The 18464-nt window shown below is 71.9% G+C and carries 19 protein-coding genes and 1 pseudogene; 7 read left to right on the top strand and 13 right to left on the bottom strand.

Going from position 1 to position 18464, the window contains the following annotated elements; translation table 11 throughout:
- Window positions 1-16 precede the first annotated feature (16 nt).
- The 4 genes from AB0M35_RS19650 (at window position 17) to AB0M35_RS19635 (ending at window position 4044) form a co-directional block, all read left to right on the top strand.
- Window positions 17-832 carry an ABC transporter ATP-binding protein gene (locus AB0M35_RS19650; RefSeq protein ID WP_363746986.1) on the top strand — a complete coding sequence of 272 codons (816 nt, stop codon included), beginning with the start codon at window positions 17-19 and terminating at the stop codon, window positions 830-832.
- Window positions 829-2868 carry a penicillin acylase family protein gene (locus tag AB0M35_RS19645; protein WP_363746985.1) on the top strand — a complete coding sequence of 680 codons (2040 nt, stop codon included), beginning with the start codon at window positions 829-831 and terminating at the stop codon, window positions 2866-2868. The genes AB0M35_RS19650 and AB0M35_RS19645 overlap by 4 nt, the downstream gene beginning before the upstream one ends.
- Entirely contained in the window at window positions 2861-3445 is a 585-nt protein-coding gene (locus tag AB0M35_RS19640) for a GNAT family N-acetyltransferase (protein ID WP_363746984.1), read from the top strand. Before AB0M35_RS19645 ends, AB0M35_RS19640 begins: the two co-directional genes overlap by 8 nt.
- Before the next feature lie 62 nt (window positions 3446-3507).
- Window positions 3508-4044, top strand: coding sequence for an alpha/beta hydrolase (locus tag AB0M35_RS19635; protein WP_363746983.1), 537 nt, complete (start codon window positions 3508-3510; stop codon window positions 4042-4044).
- A gap of 29 nt (window positions 4045-4073) precedes the next feature.
- On the opposite strand, the gene AB0M35_RS19630 is transcribed toward AB0M35_RS19635, so the two are convergent.
- Together AB0M35_RS19630 and AB0M35_RS19625 are read right to left on the bottom strand one after the other, a co-directional pair.
- Window positions 4074-4208, bottom strand: a complete 135-nt coding sequence (locus tag AB0M35_RS19630) for a hypothetical protein (RefSeq protein WP_363746982.1) — start codon at window positions 4206-4208, stop codon at window positions 4074-4076.
- A complete protein-coding gene (locus tag AB0M35_RS19625; RefSeq protein WP_363746981.1) occupies window positions 4205-4861 on the bottom strand; it encodes a CatB-related O-acetyltransferase in 657 nt (218 codons plus the stop codon). The genes AB0M35_RS19630 and AB0M35_RS19625 overlap by 4 nt, the downstream gene beginning before the upstream one ends.
- 144 nt (window positions 4862-5005) lie before the next feature.
- Between AB0M35_RS19625 and AB0M35_RS19620 the strand changes: the two genes are divergently transcribed.
- Window positions 5006-5536 (top strand): TetR/AcrR family transcriptional regulator, encoded by a 531-nt coding sequence (locus AB0M35_RS19620; protein ID WP_363747181.1) that lies wholly within the window; start codon window positions 5006-5008, stop codon window positions 5534-5536.
- A 24-nt stretch (window positions 5537-5560) separates the two neighbouring features.
- Here the strand turns inward: AB0M35_RS19620 and AB0M35_RS19615 are convergent, their stop codons facing one another.
- From AB0M35_RS19615 to AB0M35_RS19580, 8 genes are all read right to left on the bottom strand, one after another.
- Window positions 5561-5944, bottom strand: coding sequence for an MmcQ/YjbR family DNA-binding protein (locus AB0M35_RS19615; RefSeq protein ID WP_363746980.1), 384 nt, complete (start codon window positions 5942-5944; stop codon window positions 5561-5563).
- A 347-nt stretch (window positions 5945-6291) separates the two neighbouring features.
- Entirely contained in the window at window positions 6292-6999 is a 708-nt protein-coding gene (locus AB0M35_RS19610) for a dihydrofolate reductase family protein (protein ID WP_363746979.1), read from the bottom strand.
- Window positions 6996-7640 (bottom strand): GTP cyclohydrolase II, encoded by a 645-nt coding sequence (ribA, locus tag AB0M35_RS19605; RefSeq protein WP_363746978.1) that lies wholly within the window; start codon window positions 7638-7640, stop codon window positions 6996-6998. Before ribA ends, AB0M35_RS19610 begins: the two co-directional genes overlap by 4 nt.
- A gap of 11 nt (window positions 7641-7651) precedes the next feature.
- Window positions 7652-8614, bottom strand: a complete 963-nt coding sequence (locus AB0M35_RS19600) for a lysylphosphatidylglycerol synthase domain-containing protein (RefSeq protein ID WP_363746977.1) — start codon at window positions 8612-8614, stop codon at window positions 7652-7654.
- A 62-nt stretch (window positions 8615-8676) separates the two neighbouring features.
- The gene (locus tag AB0M35_RS19595; protein ID WP_363746976.1) at window positions 8677-9528 is read right to left on the bottom strand and encodes a class I SAM-dependent methyltransferase; all 852 of its coding nucleotides are present in this window, start codon (window positions 9526-9528) and stop codon (window positions 8677-8679) included.
- Complete coding sequence (locus tag AB0M35_RS19590; RefSeq protein ID WP_363746975.1) at window positions 9525-10559, bottom strand: glycosyltransferase family 4 protein; 1035 nt, start codon at window positions 10557-10559, stop codon at window positions 9525-9527. The genes AB0M35_RS19595 and AB0M35_RS19590 overlap by 4 nt, the downstream gene beginning before the upstream one ends.
- Before the next feature lies 1 nt (window position 10560).
- A complete protein-coding gene (locus AB0M35_RS19585; RefSeq protein ID WP_363746974.1) occupies window positions 10561-10992 on the bottom strand; it encodes a 6-carboxytetrahydropterin synthase in 432 nt (143 codons plus the stop codon).
- A gap of 4 nt (window positions 10993-10996) precedes the next feature.
- A complete protein-coding gene (locus AB0M35_RS19580) occupies window positions 10997-11977 on the bottom strand; it encodes a dehydrogenase (protein WP_363747180.1) in 981 nt (326 codons plus the stop codon).
- A 95-nt stretch (window positions 11978-12072) separates the two neighbouring features.
- Between AB0M35_RS19580 and AB0M35_RS19575 the strand changes: the two are divergent.
- Window positions 12073-12762 (top strand): annotated as a pseudogene (locus tag AB0M35_RS19575) (CDP-alcohol phosphatidyltransferase family protein); the annotation flags it as partial.
- Between the two features lie 129 nt (window positions 12763-12891).
- A complete protein-coding gene (locus AB0M35_RS19570; protein WP_363746973.1) occupies window positions 12892-14595 on the top strand; it encodes a sulfatase-like hydrolase/transferase in 1704 nt (567 codons plus the stop codon).
- Window positions 14596-14628: 33 nt separating this feature from the next.
- Here the strand turns inward: AB0M35_RS19570 and AB0M35_RS19565 are convergent, their stop codons facing one another.
- The 3 genes from AB0M35_RS19565 to AB0M35_RS19555 all read right to left on the bottom strand — a co-directional run bounded on the left by AB0M35_RS19565 (window position 14629) and on the right by AB0M35_RS19555 (window position 18398).
- Window positions 14629-15762 (bottom strand): ricin-type beta-trefoil lectin domain protein, encoded by a 1134-nt coding sequence (locus tag AB0M35_RS19565; protein ID WP_363746972.1) that lies wholly within the window; start codon window positions 15760-15762, stop codon window positions 14629-14631.
- Window positions 15763-16048: 286 nt separating this feature from the next.
- On the bottom strand, window positions 16049-17092 hold the full coding sequence (locus AB0M35_RS19560) for an SAM-dependent methyltransferase (protein WP_363746971.1): 1044 nt from the start codon (window positions 17090-17092) through the stop codon (window positions 16049-16051).
- Window positions 17093-17207: 115 nt separating this feature from the next.
- Window positions 17208-18398 carry a snapalysin family zinc-dependent metalloprotease gene (locus AB0M35_RS19555; RefSeq protein WP_363746970.1) on the bottom strand — a complete coding sequence of 397 codons (1191 nt, stop codon included), beginning with the start codon at window positions 18396-18398 and terminating at the stop codon, window positions 17208-17210.
- Window positions 18399-18464: the final 66 nt, after the last annotated feature.

The following is an 18464-nucleotide window of genomic DNA, read 5'->3' as shown; positions in this document are numbered from 1 at the left end:
GAACGGAGCAACCAGCATGCCGACCTCCCGGCTGGGTGGCAGCGGACTGCGGCTGGCCTACGAGCGGCGGATCGTCGCCGACGACCTGACCGTCGACGTGCCCGACCGGTCCTTCACGGTCATCATCGGCCCGAACGCCTGCGGCAAGTCCACCCTGCTGCGGGCACTGTCCCGGCTGCTGAAACCGGCCGCCGGGGCGGTGCTGCTCGACGGCGAGGACATCCAGCGACGTCCGGCGCGGGCGGTGGCCCGTACCCTCGGGCTGCTGCCCCAGTCACCGATCGCACCGGACGGCATCGGGGTGGCCGACCTGGTGGCCCGGGGCCGCTACCCGCACCAGGGGCTGCTGCGCCAGTGGTCCCGCGACGACGAACGGATCGTGGCCGAGGCGATGGCCGCGACCGGCGTCGCCGACCTGGCCGACCGGCTGGTCGACGAACTCTCCGGCGGCCAGCGGCAACGGGTCTGGCTGGCCATGGCGCTGGCCCAGCAGACCCCGCTGCTGCTGCTCGACGAGCCGACCACCTACCTGGACATCGCTCACCAGATCGAGGTACTCGACCTGTGCGCTCGGCTGCACGAGGAGCAGGGCCGTACCCTGGTCGCGGTGTTGCACGACCTCAACCACGCCGCCCGCTACGCCACCCACCTGATCGCGATGCGCGGCGGGCGGGTGGTGGCCGCCGGGGAACCCGGCCGGATCGTCACCGCCGAACTGGTCGAGGAGGTCTTCGGGCTGCCCTGCCGGGTCATCGACGACCCGGAGACCGGCACCCCGCTGGTCATCCCGGCCGCCCGCGTCCGCACCGGCAGCAGCGGAGGGCGGGCATGAGCGAGCGGTACCGCGACGCGTACGGGGTCCCGCATCTGCGCGCCGATGACCACGAGGCGCTGGCGTTCGCCCAGGGCCAGGTCACCGCGCTGGACCGGGCCTGGCAGGTCGAGGTGGAGCGGCACCGGTCGCAGGGCACCAGTGCGGCCTTCCTCGGGCCGGAGGCGCTCGGCTGGGACAGCTTCGCCCGCCGGGTGCGGCTGGACGACACCGCCCGCCGCTGCCATGCCGCCCTCGACCCGGCGACCGCCGCGTGGGTGGGTCGCTACGTCGACGGGGTCAACGCCGGACTGGTCGCCGGGGCGGCGCGGGCACCCGAGTTCGCCGCCACCGGGCTGACCCCGGGGCGTTGGGAGCCGTGGACGCCGCTGGCGATCTGGCTCGGCCATCACGTGCTCTTCGCCGGCTTCCCCGGCAAGCTCTGGCGCGAACACGTCATCCGTCGGCTCGGCCCGGCCTCGGCCCGGCTGTTCGCCGTCGACGGTCACGTCACCTCGGGCAGCAACGGCTGGCTGCTCGCCGCCGACCGCACCGCCACCGGGGCGGCGCTGATCGCCGGTGACCCGCACCGGTTCATCGAGGCCCCCGGCATCTACCAGCAGATCCGGTTGGCCTGCCCGGAGTACGACGTGCTCGGCTTCGCCGTGCCCGGCGTACCGGGTATCGCGCACTTCGGGCACGCCGGCACGGTCGCCTGGGCCATCACCAACGCCTCGGCCGACTACCAGGACGTGTACGCCGAACGGCTGCGCCGCCACGGTGAGCTGGTCGAGGCGTACGGGCCGCAGGGGTGGCAGCCGGTGCACCGGCAGGTCGAGACGATCGAGGTGGCCGGTGGGGATCCGGTCGAGGTCGAGGTGATCGAGACCGAGCGGGGGCCGGTGATCTCCGGCGGTCCCGATGAACATCCCGACGTGACGGTCAGCCTGCGGTATCCGCCCCGGGTCACCGGGGATCTCGGTTTCGCCGTACTGCCTGCGCTGTTGCGCGCCCGTACCGTCGGCGATCTGGACGCCGCCCTCGACGGCTGGGTGGAGCCGGTGAACGTGGTGCTGGCCGCGGACACCGCCGGTGGGCTGCTGCACCGGGTCGCCGGCCGGGTACCCCGCCGCCACGCCGACAACGGGCTGCGGGTGGTGCCCGCCTGGGAGCCGGCGTACGCCTGGCAGGGCTGGCAGCCGATGCCGAAGCGCCCGGTCGATCAGGTGGCGGTGATGGCCAACGAACAGAGCATCTCCGCCGGCCTCGGGGTGGAGTACGCCCCGCCGTACCGGGCCGACCGGATCCGTGAGCTGCTCGGCGAACGCACCGACTGGCGGGCCGAGCAGATGGGGGCCGTACACACCGACACCTACCTGGCGGCGGCCGAACCGCTGCTGGATCTGCTCGCCGACGTGGACGGACTCAGCGCACAGGCCCAGGCGCTGCGGGATCGGCTGCTGCGCTGGGACGGCCGGATGGGCGCCGACAGTGTCGACGCGGCCCGCTTCGCCGACCTGCGGGCGGCGGTGGTCCGTCGACTCGCCGCCCACCCGACGCTGGCCGGGCTGGCCGAGGCACCGGCCCACCCGGAGGTGTTCGCGCCCTGGCTGGCCCTGCGGCCCCGGGTCGGGCACGCGTTGACCTCGCTGCTGCGCGCCGACCTGCCCGGCCTGGACGCGGACGCGCTGGTGCGGACGGCCGTCGAGGAGGTCGCCGCGACGGACGACACCCGTCGCTGGGGTGAGCGGCACCGGCTCGTGCCGTGGCGGGCGCTGCCCGACCCGGCCGCCCCGCCGGGACCGGAACTGGCTGGTGACCACGACTGCGTGCTGGCCACCTCCAGCATTCCCGGCGTCACCGACCTGTGCGGACGCGGCCCGGCCGCCCGCTACGTGTGGGACCTGGGCCGGCGGGAGAACAGCCGCTGGGTGGTGCCGCTGGGCGCCACCGGCGCCGGGCCGCACCACGACGACCAGCTGGCGCTGTGGGTACGCGGCGAACTGATCGAGGTGACCTGCGACTGGGACCGGCTGACCGAGGAGCACGATGACTGACCACTACCGGCGGCAGGTCCCCGGCTTCGGGACCGTCACCTTCCGGCCCGTCGACCCGGACGCCGACGCCGAGGTCATCCACGGCTGGACCAGCCAGGAACGGGCCCGGTTCTGGGGGATGCGCGACGCCGACCGCGACCGGGTCGCCGAGATCTACCGGTACGTCGACTCGCTGCCCACCCACCACGCCTGGCTCACCCTGCGCGACGGTCAGCCGGTGGCGCTGTTTCAGACCTACCAGCCCGAACACGACCCGGTCGGCGAGTGCTACCCGGTACGCCCCGGCGACCACGGCGGTCACCTGCTGATCGGCACCCCGGTACGCCCCGAGCCGGGCTTCACCGGCACCCTGCTGGCCGAGTTCATCGCGTTCGTCTTCACCGACCCCGCCCGGCTGCGGCTGGTCATGGAGCCGGACGCCCGCAACGACAAGGCGATCGCCCGACTGAAGCGGGCCGGCTTCGTCGAGGGGCCACTGATCGACCTGCCGCACAAGCGGGCCCGGCTGATGTTCCTCGACCGCGCCCCGGACTCCGCCGACGGCGCTCCGGCAGCCGTCTCGGCGCAAGGGCGGTGAACCGGGCCGCCGATCGCGTCGGACCCAGGTGATTGGATCGGCGAGACTCGAATGGGGGCACGGTGGGACGCAACGCGATCATCTTCCACGGGACCGGCGGTCGCCCGGACAACTGCTGGTATCCCTGGTTGGCCGGGCGGCTCGCCATCCGGGGCTACGCCGTCGAGGTGCCGCACCACCCGGGCATCAACATCGAGCCGATCACCACGTTCCTGCCGAAGGTGCTGGGCAGCCACACCTTCGACGAGGACACCGTCCTGGTGGGTCATTCCGGCGGGGCGGCCCTGCTGCTCGCGCTCCTGGAACACCTGGACGTGACCGTCGCCCAGGCGATCCTGGTAGCCGGCTACTGCACCCCACCCAACACGGAGGAGGAGCCGGTCCTGCAACCGAGCTACGACTGGGCCGCGATCCGGGAGCACGTGCGGGACCTCTACTTCGTCAACTCCCGCACCGATCCGTACGGCTGTGACGACCGGCAGGGACGCGCCATGTTCGAGCGGCTCGGCGGCACCCAGATCGTGCGCGACGACGGGCACTTCGGCGACCACGACCAGCCGTACGAGCGGTTCGACCTGCTCGATCGACTCGTCCCCTGAGGATTCGCGCCAGGTCGCCCCACGCCGCCTTATCGCCCAGGGGTGGTGATGCGGGCGAGGGTTCCGATTTCCAGTGCCGTCCACAGGGCACCGTCGGGGCCGAGGGTGATGCCGTACGGACCGGCACCGGGGTCGGCCACCGCGTACTCCTGGATGAAGGTCACAGCGTCTGCTCCAGTCCGTTCTCGACGGCGATGCGTTCGATCTCGGTCGGGGTGCCGGTCATCAGGGTGCGGCAGTGCTGGCTGATCAGGTCGACCGGCCAGTCCCACCAGGCGGCCCGCCGCAGCCGGTTGATGTCCTCGTCGCTGAAGCGTTGCCGGATCGGTCGGGCGGGGTTCCCGCCGACGATCGTGTAAGGCGGGACGTCGGTGGTGACCACCGCGCCGGCCGCGATGACCGCCCCGTCGCCGATGCGTACTCCCGGCATGACGGTGGCCTGGTAGCCGAACCACACGTCGTTGCCGACGATGGTGTCGCCGCGGCTCGGCATGGCGCTCACGACGTCGAGGGTCCGCTGCGCCCATTCGCCGCCGAAGAGGGTGAACGGGAAGGTGGACGGGCCCATGGCCGGGTGGTCGCCGCCGGCCATCAGGAACCGGGTCCCGGCCGCTATCGCGCAGAACCCGCCGATGATCAGCTGCTCCGGTCCGTAGCCGTAGAGCACGTTGTGTCGCTCGAAGCCGGTCGGGTCGTCGGGATCGTCGTAGTACGTGTAGTCCCCGACGGTGATCGTGGGGGTGGTGATCAGCGGCTTGAGGAACACCACACGTGGATGCAGCGGCACCGGGTGCAGGGCCGTGGGGTCAGGTGTCATGGAAGTCCCCGTTCGCTAAAGCTACATGTGTAGCGGTAGCATCGTGGCATGGCGTCGCCACGACCGACAAGCGAACTTCCCGACGACTCCGTGACCGGCCGCACCCGCCGCCCCGGCGGGCGCAGCGCCGCGGTCCGCCGCCGGGTGCTCGACGCCGCGCTCACCCAGCTGGTGCAACACGGCTACGACTCGCTGAGCATCGACGTGGTGGCCGAGCGCTCCGGCGTACACCGCACGACGGTGTACCGGCGCTGGCGGGATGTCGGTGGCCTGCTGGCCGACGTCCTGAACGAGGCGAGTGTCGACGCGTGGCGCCCGCCCGACACCGGTTCGCTGGAGAGTGACCTGATCGCGGTCAACCAGGAGGTCCATGCCGCGCTGACCGGCGACCCGGTGACCGTCGCGCTGATCGCCGCCTCGTTCCGGTCCACGCAGGCCGCCACGGCCCTACGTGCCTTCTGGACCGACAGGTACGACCGCTGCACCGACATCGTGCGGCGCGCCGTCGACCGCGGTGAGATACCGGCAGGCACGGATGCGCGCCGGCTGCTCATCGCCGCAACCGCCCCGCTGTATCACGAACTGGTACTCCTGCGGTCGGCGGCCGACGCGCGCCTTCCCGAACGTGTCGCCCGAAGCACGGCCACCGCCGCCCGCGCCGGCGCCTTCGGCTGAACTGCCCGACCGGCTGCGGGATGCTCAGGGCCGCCGGGCGTCGAGCCGCGCGATCCTGCGGGCCCCGGCCGTGAGTCGATAGCTGGCGTCGAGCAGTTCGCCGACCTCGTCCCAGCCGGTGTCGTCGGTCAGGTCCACCCCCACCCAGCCGGAGGCACCCAGATAGGCCGGCACGAAGCACCGTTCCTCCGTCAGCAGCGCCGCACGCTCCTCGGGGTCGACCAGCACCATCACCGACTGTTCGTGCTGGCGATAGACGCCGTCGACCTTCACCGAACCGCCGTAGTAGGCGAAGACCTTGGTGGTGAAGAAGGCGGGACGCCCGTGGGAGACCTTCTCGGCCGCGCCGGGAAAGGCCAGGGCGAGCGTCCGCACTCGGCCCAGGATCGGGTCTGCCTCGTCGAACATGATGGGATGCGGCATATCAGAAGGTAACCACATCCTGGCTGCCCTGCGACGCCCTGCACCACTCGCCCCGCGAGTGCGTGTCCTGCCGAACCCCGACGGTGGGACGGCTGACTCTCGTCCATCAAGTCACGAGGCCACCGCGTACGAAAGGTTGCATGGTCCAGTAGGGAGCGACGGCGGTTGGCATCGAGCCGACGGCGAGGACCCGCCGCCATCGCGGAGAACGCCGCCTATGGCGACGCGGCACACTTCGGCTCAGGCGGTGGCGGAGGGGGAGCCGACTGACAAGCGACGTTCTGCATGATCACGCGGTCACGGGAGCTAGCGGCCGAACGAGACCCGGGCGCTCAGGCCAGCTCGCAACGTTCCGAGAGGGCGTACCGGGTCAGCACCACGTCGCCGATCTGGCGGGCCTCGACCACGTGGGCGCGTCGGGCGGAATGCCACGGGAACCGGCCGTCACCGACGAAGCGCGGTGCCCGGCGGTCGCCCACGAAGAAGGGGGCCACCACCAGGTGCAGTTCGTCGGCAAGCCCCGCGGTGAGGAACTGGCCGTGGACCAGGGCACCACCTTCCACCAGCAGTCGGCGTACCCCTCGGTCGGCCAGGTCGGTCAGGGCCCGCGACAGGTCGACCGGATCACCGACGTCAACCACGGTGGCCCGCTCCCCCAGCCGGTGCCGGGTCTTCTCCACCGCCGCGCTGGCACAGTAGACGATCCGCTCGGTGTCACCGACGGTGAAGAACCGGGCCGTCGGGTCCAGGTCCCCGCAGCCGGTCACCGTCACCCGGATCGGGGACTCCGGCAGGCCACGGGCGATCCGGGCGGCGCGGCGACGGTCGCAGCGCACCAGCAGCCGGGGGTCGTCGCGACGGACGGTGCCGGCGCCCACCAGGATGGCGTCGCAGCTCGCGCGTACCTCGTCGACCCGGTCGAGGTCGGCGTCGTTGGACAGCATCAGCCGTTCGTCGGTGGCGTCGTCGATGTAGCCGTCGATCGAGGTGGCGCAGCTGAGCAGCACGTACGGCCGGCGGGCCGTGGACGGGCCGGTCACCGGACGGCGGGAAGGTCGGCGGCGCGGGCGGCGCGGCTGGCCTTCGCCGCGAGGTAGTCGGCGTTGGCCGGGGAGAGGAACACGCCGGTGGGCACCTGCTCGGTCACCGTGACGCCGAGCCGGCTCAGCTGGTCGATCTTCTCCGGGTTGTTGGTCAGCACCGCGATCGGCCCGACGCCCAGCGCGGCGAGCATCTGCGCGGCGACGGTGTAGTCACGCTCGTCCTCGTCGTGGCCGAGGGCGACGTTGGCCTCGTAGGTGTCCAGCCCGGCGTCCTGCAGGGCGTACGCGTCGAGCTTGGCGTACAGCCCGATGCCGCGACCCTCCTGCCGCAGGTAGAGCAGGTAGCCGCCGACCTCGGCGATGCGCTGCACCGCCTCGCGCAGCTGGGGACCGCAGTCGCAGCGCTGGCTGCCGAACACGTCGCCGGTCAGGCATTCGCTGTGCGGGCGGACCAGCGGCACCGCACCGGCGCCGTCGGGGTGGTCGGGGTGGTCACCGAGGGCGAAGGCGAGGTGTTCCCGCCCGTCGACCAGCCCGTCGAAGGTGTGCAGCCGAGCGGTGGTGTGGTATCCGTCGGAGAAGCGCAGCGGCACGATGACCTGCGTCCGGATGGTGGCGACAGGCAGTGATTCGGACATGGCTCTCCTCGTCAGACGGTGGCGGGTACACGGACACGACGGGCCAGCAGCACGGCCGCTCCGGGCAGGCTCGCGACGAGCACCAAGGCGCCGTACACCGTTGCGGTGGCCACCCCCTCGGCGGCGGTCAGGCCGGCGGCGGCGAACGCCCACGCGGCCACCCCCTCGCGGGGGCCGAACCCGGCGACGTTGGCCGGCACCCCCATCGCGAGCAGGGCCAGCAGGGTCAGTGGCAGCAGCAGGGTCAGCGGTGCGGTGGAACCGGCCGTGCGGGCGGCCACCAGGAACGTGGCGAGGTGCCCGGCGACCGCGAGCGCGGAGGCGACCAGCACCCCCGCCCAGGTGCGCCGGCCCAGCAACCCGGCACGTACGTCGGACACGGCGGTGACCATCGCGCGGGTGAACCGGGAGGCACCCGAGTCCGGCAGCAGGCGGGCGGCCAGCACCACGGCGACCAGCGCGGTCACCACGACCGCGGTGGCCACCGGCAGGTACGGCCGCACCGGCGACGGGAAGGCGAACAGCAGCACCACGGCGACGGCGAGCAGCACGACCTGGCCGGCGACGCGCTCCCAGACCACGGCCCGGATGCCCCGGCCGACGTCACCCACGTCGCGGCCGTGCCGCACCGCCCGGTGCACGTCGCCGAGGATCCCGCCGGGCAGGGTGGCGTTGAGGAAGACGGCCCGGTAGCAGTGGGCCACGGCCTCGCGCAGCGGCAGCCGCACGCCGAGCCCGCCGGCGACCAGGCTCCACCGCCAGGCGGCGCAGACCGTGGTGAGCACGCCGATGGCGAGCGCCGCGGCCAGCGCGGGCGCGTCGATCAGGCGCAGCCCGGCCAGGAACGGCCCGGTGCCCAGCCAGCACAGCAGCCCCACCAGCACGGCGAGCCCGAGCGCCAGCCGCAGCCAACCCCAGAAGGACCGGCCTGCCGGGGCGGCCGTGGACCCGGCGCCACCAGCTTCATCCGCCACGCAAGCCTCCCCGGCATGGTGATCTTCCCTGACTGTACGCACGTAACCGGCGTGCCGCCGGTTCAACGAGGTACGGCCAGCAGGTCGGTGTGATCGACCAGTACCCCGAGTCGGCCCGCGTTAGCCTCGTCCAGCCGACGCTGGGCGTACTCGCGGGTGAGGTCGGTCAGTTCCGGCCGTTGCTCGCAGGCCGCGTCCAGCCAGCCGGTGAACCACTGCTCCGCCAGGGCGGCCTGATCCGGCCCGAGCCGCCATGGGCTGGGCCGGGTCCGCACGGTCATCCCGTGCCGGGTGAACGCGGCGGTGCAGGCGTCGACGGCGTCGGGGCCGAGCAGTCGCCGGCCGCCCGTGGTGCGACGCTGGTGGGCGTTGAACGCGTCGGCGATCTCGCCGTCGAGGGGGTCGGCAGGTGTCAGCCGCACGGTGCCGGTGACCGAGATCAGGAACAGTGCCGGGCAACCGGCTCCGGCGCAGGCCGCAGCCAAGCGGTCGACCTCGGCGGCGGTCAACATGTCGAGCAGCGCCGAGGCGGTGACCAACGCGGCGCCGACCAGGTCGGCGACGCTCAACCGGGTCAGATCACCCCGGCGGGTCTGCACCGTCACCGGCGCACCGTCGGCGGCGACGGTGGGCATGCCGGCGCGGGCCCGGGCCAGCAGGTCCGCGTCCTGGTCGTAGAGGACCCAGTGCTGCGGGCCGGGCAGCAGCGGAGCCAGCCAGCGGCCCAGCGAACCGGTGCCGGCGCCGAGGTCGTGCAGCACGTACGGCCCGTCGCCGGTCAGCGTGGCGCGGACGGTGTCGACCAGGTCCGCCGCGCGGGCCGCCACGTCGGCCGGCTCGCGTAGCGCGAGCCACTGCGCGAAGTGCGGCGGCAACTCGATGGGCGCGTCCTGAACTGCCTGGTGCTCGGTCATGACGCCATCGCCTCTTCCAGGGCCGTGGTGATCCGGGTGGTGGTGCTCGTCCAGTCGTCGAGCGCGGCCCGCCGCCGGGCGGCGGTGCGACGCAGTCGCTCGCGCAGGGTCGCGTCGTCCAGCCAGCGACGCAGCGCGTCGGCCAGCGCGGCCGGCTGCTCGGGTGGCACCAGCACTCCGGGGCGTTCCCCGGCGACGTGGCCGAGGGCGTCGGGCAGGCCCCCGACCGCCGTGGCGAGCACCGGGATGCCGCGTGCCAGCGCCTCGGTGACCACCATCCCGTACGTCTCCCCGCGCGAGGGATGCACCAGCAGGTCGGCGGCGGCGTACGCGGCGGCCAGCCGGTCACCGCCCAGCGGACCGGTCAGCCGGATCCGGTCATCGAGCCGGTGGGCGGTGATCCGCTCACGCAGCCGGTCGACGAAGTCCGGTTCGCGGTGCAGCGGGCCGACGCAGGTCAGCGTCCAGGGCCGGTCGGCCAGTTCGGCCATCGCCTCGACCAGCACATCGTGGCCCTTGTGGGCGGCGACCGCAGCAACACAGAGCAGCGCCGTCCCGGCCGGTGCACCGGCCACCACCGGCGCCGGGTCCACCCCGGGGGCGGCGACGTGCACCCGGGACGGGGGCAGCGCGTACCGGCGCAGCAGTTGGTCCCGGGTCCAGGTGCTGGTGGCGACGATGACGGTGGCGCCGGCCAGGGCCCGCGCCTCGGTGTCGTCGTCGCGGGGCAGGTGCACCAGCGGGACCAGGCGCAGCCGTCGGGCGTGGGCCGCCAGGGCGTCCGGCACCACCGAGGCGATCAGCCCGTCGACCAGTACGACGGCGCCGTCGGGCAGTCCGATGAGGATCTCGGCGAGCCGGGCGTGCTCCGCCGGGGACGGCGCCGGCCAGGCTCCCGGTACGGCGTGTTCGCGTACCGACCAGCCGGCGGCGGCGAGTCCGGTGCAGACCCGCCGGTCGTAGCCGTTGCCGCCGCTGGGTGCTGCCGGATCGTCGATGTCCCCGGGCAGGATCACGTGCACACTCGGCACGTCAGGCGCTGCCCTCGCCGGTACCGCTCGTCCCCGACAGTGACCGTTCGTAGCTGGCCCAGGCGACATGTGACTCGTGCAGGGTGACGGTGATGCCGGTCAGTCCGTGGGCGCCCGCGCCGAGGTCACCGGCGTACACCCGGTCGGCGAGCCGGTCGGCGATGGTCCGGGCCAGCACCTCGGTGGTGGTGTTGGTGCCGGCGAAGGCCGGCTCGTCGTCCAGGTTGCGGTAGTTCAACTCACCGAGTACGGCCTTGAGCTGGTCGGTGGCCAGCCCGATGTCGACCACGATGCCGTCGGCGTCGAGATCCGGACGGCGGAAGGTGGCGTCGACCACGAACGTCGCGCCGTGCAGCCGCTGCGCGGGACCGAAGACGTCGCCCCGGAAGCTGTGGGCGATCATGATGTGGTCACGGACGGTCACACTGAACACGGAGTCACTCCCCGTCGTAGGTGATGAGGTGGCACAGCGCGGGCAGGCTGCCGGCGCTCAGTCGGGCAAGGACGTCGGGCAGTTCCGCGAAGGCCGACCGCCCGGTGATCAACGCGTCGAAGACCGGGTCGGCCAGCAGGTCGAGGGCGAGCGCCAGCCGGTCGGCGTACCCCCGGCTGTTGCGGCGCACGGGGGCGACCATGCCGACCTGGCTGCTGCGGATGGTCAGCCGTCCGGAGTGGAACGCCGCGCCGAGGGACAGTTGCACCGGGCGGTCGCCGTACCAGCTCAGTTCGAGCAGCGTTCCTTCGGCAGCGAGCAGGTCCAGGCCGCGTTGCAGGCCGGCGCCGCTGGCGCTGGCGTGCACCACCAGGTCACGTCCGCCGGTCGCCGCCTCGGGTGCGGCGAAGTCGACACCGAGCGCGGCGGCCACCTCGGCCCGGGTGGGGTCGGTGTCGACCAGTTCCACCGCCACGCCGGGGAAGCGGGCCAGCAGCGCTGCCACGGCACAACCGACCATGCCGCCACCCACCACGGTGACCCGGTCGCCGAGCAGCGGTGGCGCGTCCCACAGCGCGTTGACCGCAGTCTCCACCGTGCCGGCCAGCACCGCGCGGGACGCCGGCACCTGCTCCGGTACGACGGTCACCGCGTCGGCCGGCACCACGTAGGCGCTCTGGTGCGGGTACAGGCAGAACACGGTACGTCCGCGCAGGTGGGCCGGCCCCTGCTCGACCTCGCCCACGCTGAGGTAGCCGTACTTGACCGGGGCCGGAAAGTCGCCGTCCTGGAACGGGGCGCGCATCGTCGCGTACTGGCTGGCCGGCACCTTGCCGGCGAACACCAGTGTCTCGGTGCCCCGACTGACTCCGGAGAACAGGGTGCGCACCTGCACCTCATCCGGGCCCGGCTCGGGTAGCGTCACCGGACGGATCTCTCCCGTGCCGGGTGCACGGAGCCAGAAGGCGCGGGCGGCTCGCGTCACCGGCATTTCTCCTCACCTGCGTCCGGACCGAACCGATCCGTCATGTTTTCCGTACTTCTTTGACAGGGGTCGTCGATCATAAACACGGAGGCACGGTGTCCACAGTTCGAACCGGTCCGCAAATCGGGCTGATCGTCCAGATTGTCCTGCTGGCCGGGCTCGCCACGACAGTCGACCTCGGCGTCGCGGGCTGGCTGGCGGGCCTGGCGTACGGTGCCGGGACCTGCCTGGCACTCGTGCGGGGACTACGGCGCAGCGGCTCGGCCCGGCTCGGCCCGGCGGACTGGGTCACCATGGGCCGGGGACTGCTGGTGGGAGCCGTGACCGCGCTGATCGCCGACGCGCTGATCGCCGGTCGACCCGCGCCGGTGGCGGTGCTGGTCACCCTGACCGCGGTGGCGTTGGCGTTGGACGCCGTCGACGGCAAGGTGGCTCGGCGGACCCGGACGGTCAGCACGCTCGGCGCCCGCTTCGACATGGAGGTCGACTCGATCCTGGTGCTGATGCTGAGCCTCTACGTGGCACCGTCGGTCGGGGTCTGGGTGCTCGCCATCGGCCTGATGCGGTACGCCTTCCTCGCCGCGAGCTGGGTGGCACCCTGGATGGACGCGCGACTGCCGCCCCGGTACTGGCGCAAGGTGGTCGCCGCGGTCCAGGGGATCATGCTCGCCGTCGCCGCGTCCCAGGTGCTGCCCGCACCGGTGACGGCGCTGGTGCTGGTGGTGGCGCTCGGCCTGCTGGTCGAGTCGTTCGGCCGGGACGTGGCCTGGCTGTGGCGGCACCGCGTGCCGCGTACCGTCGCCACGATCGTCGTCGCGACGGTGCCGCTGGGCGTGCGCCCGCTCGACCGGGTCGAGGATCGCGACCTGCCGCCCGCGCCCGTCCTGTCGCTGCGCTGACCTGGGAGAGAACAGTTGTCGACCTCCGATGCGGGGCTCACCGTGAGCACCGACGAGAGCCTCCCCGCGACCGACTCCGGCACCGATGAGGCCAAGCCGGTCAGCCGGCGCCGGCGGGTGCTGGCCCGGGTGGTCACCGTGCTGGCCGCCGCGCTGGTGCTGGCCGCCTTCACCCTGCCCAACCAGCCGTGGCGGATGCAGCCCGGCGCGTTCCTGCGGATCCCGCTGGAGGCGCTGCTGATCGCCGCGTTGCTGCTCGCGCTGCCCGGCCGACCCCGCCAGGCCGTCGCCGCACTCGCCGGTCTGCTGCTCGGTCTGGTCGTGCTGGTGAAGATCGGCGATCTCGGTTTCTACTCCTCGTTGGGCCGCCCGTTCGATTTGGTGCTGGACTGGTCGCTGCTGGACGAGGCGTTCACCTTCGTGGCCGAGTCGATCGGCCGACCGGGCGCCATCGCCATCGCGGCCGGCGTCGTGCTGGTGCTGCTGACCGTGCCGGCGCTGACCGCGCTGTCCACCGTACGGCTGTCCCGGCTGCTGGTGCGGCACCGTACCGGCGCCACCCGGGTCGTCGCGTCGCTGGTGCTGGTCTGGGCTTTGCTGGCCGCGTTCCAGGCGCGGATCGTGACCGGCGTGCTGGTCGCCGACAGCAACGCCAGTGCCGTCGTGTACGACCACGTCGCCGAGGTACGCGAACGGATCAACGATCGCGCGGCGTTTCGCACCGAGGTGGGCGTGGACCCGTTCCGGGACGTACCCGCAGACCAGTTGTTGACCGGGCTACGCGGCAAGGATGTGCTGATCGCCTTCGTGGAGAGCTACGGCCGCGACGCCGTCTCCGACCCGGAGTTCGCCTCGGTGCAGCGACTGCTCGACGAAGGCGCCGGACGGTTGCAGACGGCCGGTTTCTCCTCGCGCAGCGGTTTCCTCACCTCGCCGACCATCGGCGGCGGCAGTTGGCTGGCGCACGCCACCCTGCTGTCCGGGCTGTGGATCGACAACAACCAGCGACACAAGAGCCTGCTGGCCAGCGACCGGTTCACCCTGGGTGAGGCGTTCCAGAGCGCCGGCTGGCGTACCGTCGGGGTGATGCCGGCGGTCAACCAGGCCTGGCCGGAGGGGAAGTTCTACGGCTACGAGCAGTTCTACAGCGGGCCCGATCTCGGCTACCAGGGCCCCAGGTTCGCCTTCTCCCCGATGCCCGACCAGTACGCCATCAACGTGTTCCACTCCCGTGAGCGGGTCGGGCCACGGGACCGTCCGGTGATGGCCGAGTTGGCGCTGGTGTCCAGCCACTCCCCCTGGACCAAGGTGCCCTCGCTGGTCGGCTGGGACGACATCGACGACGGCGAGGTGTTCCGCAAGGGCATCATCGGTACGCCGACGGCACAGGCCCGGACCGGCTACCGGCACGCGGTGAGCTACACCCTGCGTACCCTGATCTCCTACCTGGAGACCTACGGCGACGACGACACGGTGCTGGTGATCCTCGGTGACCACCAGCCCGCGCCGGTGGTCACCGGGGACAACGCCAGCCCGGACGTGCCGATCCACCTGCTCGCGAAGGACCCCGCCGTGCTGGATCAGATCGCCGACTGGGGCTGGCAGGAGGGTCTCACCCCGGATGCCGCCGCCCCGGTCTGGTCGATGGATTCCTTCCGCGACCGTTTCCTGACCACCTTCGGCTCCGCCCCGGCCCGGCCGCAGGCTCAGTCCCGCTGAGGCCGGGCCGGGGCGTGGGGCCGGTGGTGTGGACTACCGCCGGCTCCACTGCTGGTTGGCCTGGCCGTTGCAGGTCCAGAGGACGAGCCGGGTGCCGTTGGCGCTGCCCCCGCCGTTGGCGTCCAGGCAGAGGCCGGACTGTACGCCGGTGATGGTGCCGTTGGCGTTGACGTTCCACTGCTGGTTGGTCCCGCCGTGGCAGTCGTAGATGGTGACCCGGGTGCCCGGTGAGGTGCCGTAGCCCTCGGCGTCGAGACACTTGTTGCCGTAGACGGTCAGCGCCCGGCCGGAGGTGTAGGTCCACTGCTGATTGGTGCCGCCGTGACAGTCCCACAACTGCAACTGGGTGCCGTTGGCGGTGCTGTAACCCGGCACGTCGAGGCAGCGTCCGGACTGGTTGCCGACGATCGCGGTGGTGGTGGGATTGGGGGTCGGGGTGGGAGTGCCACCACTGCCGGGGGTGCCGATGCTGCCGGGCACCGACTGCAACGCGCTGTACCAGACCGCGGCCATCTTGTCGTAGCCGTTGGCCGTCGGGTGGATGCCGTCGATCAGGTCGCCGGTGGTCAGGGCGCTGTGCATGTTGACCAGGTGGACCCGCTTGCCCGCGTTGACCTTGCTCTGCACGATGCCGGGGATCGCCGCGTTGAAGGTGCGTACGGCCGCCGCCTGGTTGGTGCTCGAAAGCGTGATGAGCTGCGCGACGAACACCTCCGCGGTGGGGACGGTGTTGGTGATGCGGTCGATCAGGGTGGAGAGTCGGTTCGGCGCGGTGCTCACGTTGTAGTTCTGCAGGATGTCGTTGGTGCCGATGTGCAGCAGGACGCTCTGCGGCCGCTGGGTGTTCAGCCAGCCGACGACGTTGGCGTCGATCTGGTCGATGCGCCAGCCGGGATGCCCCTGATGGTCACGGTCGCCGAGGCTGGCCGGCCCGTTAAACTGCGACCCGACGAAGTCCACGGTGTACCTGCCGTTGACCAGGCGCTGCCACAGGCCGATCCGGTAGCCGCCCGGGATCTGGGTGCCCTCGGTGATCGAGTCGCCGAGCGGCATCACCCGCACCCCACCGTTGGACTCCGCACTGGCGGTGCCCGCAGCTGTCACCACCGCACTCACCGCGAGACCGACCGCGGCCACCACCGCAAGCCATCGCACCCTCATCCTCATCCCCACTCCTGCCACTAGTCCCAGCGCACACCAAAACTGTGAGCGCTAACACTCACGAGAGTCGATATTCCCACCCTCAACGACCCCCGTCAACATCCACTCCCCTCCCTCACCCCACCCTCGCCCAGCCCCGCCGCGCCTCACCCCGTCGATCTTGCACTTTGTGTCGCGGCATAAGCCACAAAAGCCTCATCACGGCGACCGAAAGTGCAAGATCGCCGGGCAGGGTGGGACAGGGCAGGGCAGGGCAGGCTGCGGGGTCAGGGTGAGGCGGGGAGGGTGGGGGTTAGGGGGTGGGTTTTTGGGCTACGAGGATGTCGCGGACGATGGCCTGGTCGACGCGGTGGGAGAGGGTGCGCCAGGGGCCGTGGTCCAGGACGGTGAGGCCGGCTGCGGTCAGCTGCTCGGCTGCGGCCTCACGGCGGGCCACGTTGGTGTTCCAGGAGATGCCGAGGGCGCCGCCGGGGCGCAGCAGCCGCGCCCAGCCCGGCACGGCGGCGGCGAGCAGGGCGAGGGGGTCGCGGGCCAGAACGTCGGCGGTACGGCTGCCGTGCTGCACACCGTACGGCGCATCGGCCACCACCAGGTCGATGCTTTCCGGGCGGAAGAACTCACCGATCCGGGTGGTGTCGGCGTTGACCACGTCCACCGTCTGCACGTCGCCGGCCTTGTGCGCCTCCTTGGAAGTGGCCACCTCCAGGCGCAGCCGCCGGCCGACCACCTTGCGTTCCCGGCGTACCGGCCCCGACTCCAGCACCCGGTGCTTGACCCGCTTGCGCTTCAGCCAGGTGGTGAGGAACGCCTGGTACGCCTCGAAATCCTTGCTGTCGCGGTCCAGCCCGGCGGCGTGGAAGCCGTACATCATCGCCTGGTTCACCGTGGTGCCCCGGCCGCACAGCGGATCGAGCACCCGGAACCGCCGGGTCAGCAGCTCGTCGGCCCAGTCCGAGGCGAGCAGCGTGACGTTGAGCAGCAGCTTGGTGAACTGCTCGTTGGTCTTGCCCGGGTACTTCTGAATGGTGATCAGGTCGTCGTCGAAACGGTCGAGCCGGGTCAGCGGCACCGGGCGCAGCAGGTCGTCGACGAACTCGAACATCGCGTACGCGCTGGACAGGTTGCCCAGCAGCGCCACGTCCCGCGCGCTCAGCCCGCCCTCGACCCCGAACGTGACGTACGGAACGCCACCCACGGTGGCCGTCTCCACCGTCCCGAGTCGCCCGCCGAGCACCGCCCCGCCGAAGATCTCCAGCTCTGCCCGCGTCAACTCGACCGCAGCCCCCGAGTACACCCGGTTACTCGAAGGCAGGATCAACACCCCATACCGTTTCACGACCAGCCACTATTCCACGACGACACCCGCCCTCCCCCGCCGCCCTGCACAGCGTCGTGGTGCCCGCAAGCCACGTTCGGGCTTACGGGCACCACATGATCGATCGGAATCAGGGTCAGACGGGCAGGCCGCCGACCTGGGTGTTGATCCAGGAGCGGATCGAGGGGAGGTCACCGTAGATGGACGGGCCGGTGGCGCAGGTGGAGTTGTTGTTGCCGGCGCGGCTGGTCGCGCCGATCACGTTCCACACGCCGTTAATCCGCCGCACCTGCGGGCCACCGGAGTCGCCGTAGCAGGCGCCGGCGTTGCCGTTGGTGTTGTTGGTGCAGATCTCGTACGTGCCGTTGATGCCCAGGCACCGGCTGTCGGCCACGATCGAGGTGTCCAGCTCGTGCGCGACGGTGGGCGCGGAGCCGCAGCCACGGGGCGCGCAGGTCTGGCCCCAGCCGATGATCCGGGTGGCGGTGCCGACCGCACCCGAGGTGGTCGGGATCGGGGCCGGCGCGTAGCTGACCGAGCTGGACAGCTGGAACAGCTTGACGTCGATGCTCGGGTGGTTGACCGCCCGGCTCACACCCACGACGGTGCCGCCGCTGGTGCGGTTGATGCTGCCCACCCGTACCGAGGAGGGGGTCGGGCAGTGCTTGGCGGTGACCACCCAGTTGGCCTTGATCAGGGTGCCGGTGCAGCCGGAGGTGTAGACCAGCCAGGGGTAGTTCTCGGTGGCCGGGCGTCCGTTGACCACCTGGATGCCGATACCTCCGGTCTCGTCCCCGGTCCAGGTGTAGGTCTCGGCGACCTCGGCGGTGCTGCGGCTGCCGGCGAAGAGCTGGTTGACCCGGCTGGCCTCGGCGGCGCTGGGGTTGGCGTTGGTGCAGGAGACCGGCGCGCTGCTGCCGGACATCAGGTCGGAGCAGAGCCCGGTACGCCGGTCGGGCAGGCCGAGGATGTGGCCGAACTCGTGGGTGGCGATCCGGGTGCGGTGGTAGCCCTGGTTGACCGCCTGCCATCCCATCCAGATCCGGCCGGAGCCCAGGCCGGTGACCTGGGCCCGGGGCCAGCCGGTGTCGACCAGGATGGTGACGTTGGCGGGGGTGCCGGGCACCAGCCGGACGTTGCTGACCCGGCTGTTCCAGATCTGGGCGGCCTGGTCGAAGTTGGTCCGGAACTCGCCGGCCCGGCTGGCGTCGTAGTAGACGGTTCGGGCGGCGGAGGCGCTGGCGGCCGTGGCCACCTGCAGCCCGGCCGCGGCCAGCACCGCCGCCAGCGCGACGGTGGCCGCGCGCAGCAGTCGTTGTCGGATCATCTCGTACTCCCCTGCGGATACCCGCGGCGCATCGACGCACCGCTATCGATGTCCGTGGATATTAGT

The organism is Micromonospora sp. NPDC051196, assembly GCF_040682415.1.
Taxonomy (GTDB): Bacteria; Actinomycetota; Actinomycetes; order Mycobacteriales; family Micromonosporaceae; genus Micromonospora.
The sequence above is the reverse complement of the archived record's forward strand: the minus strand, read 5'-3'. Positions and strand labels throughout refer to the sequence as shown.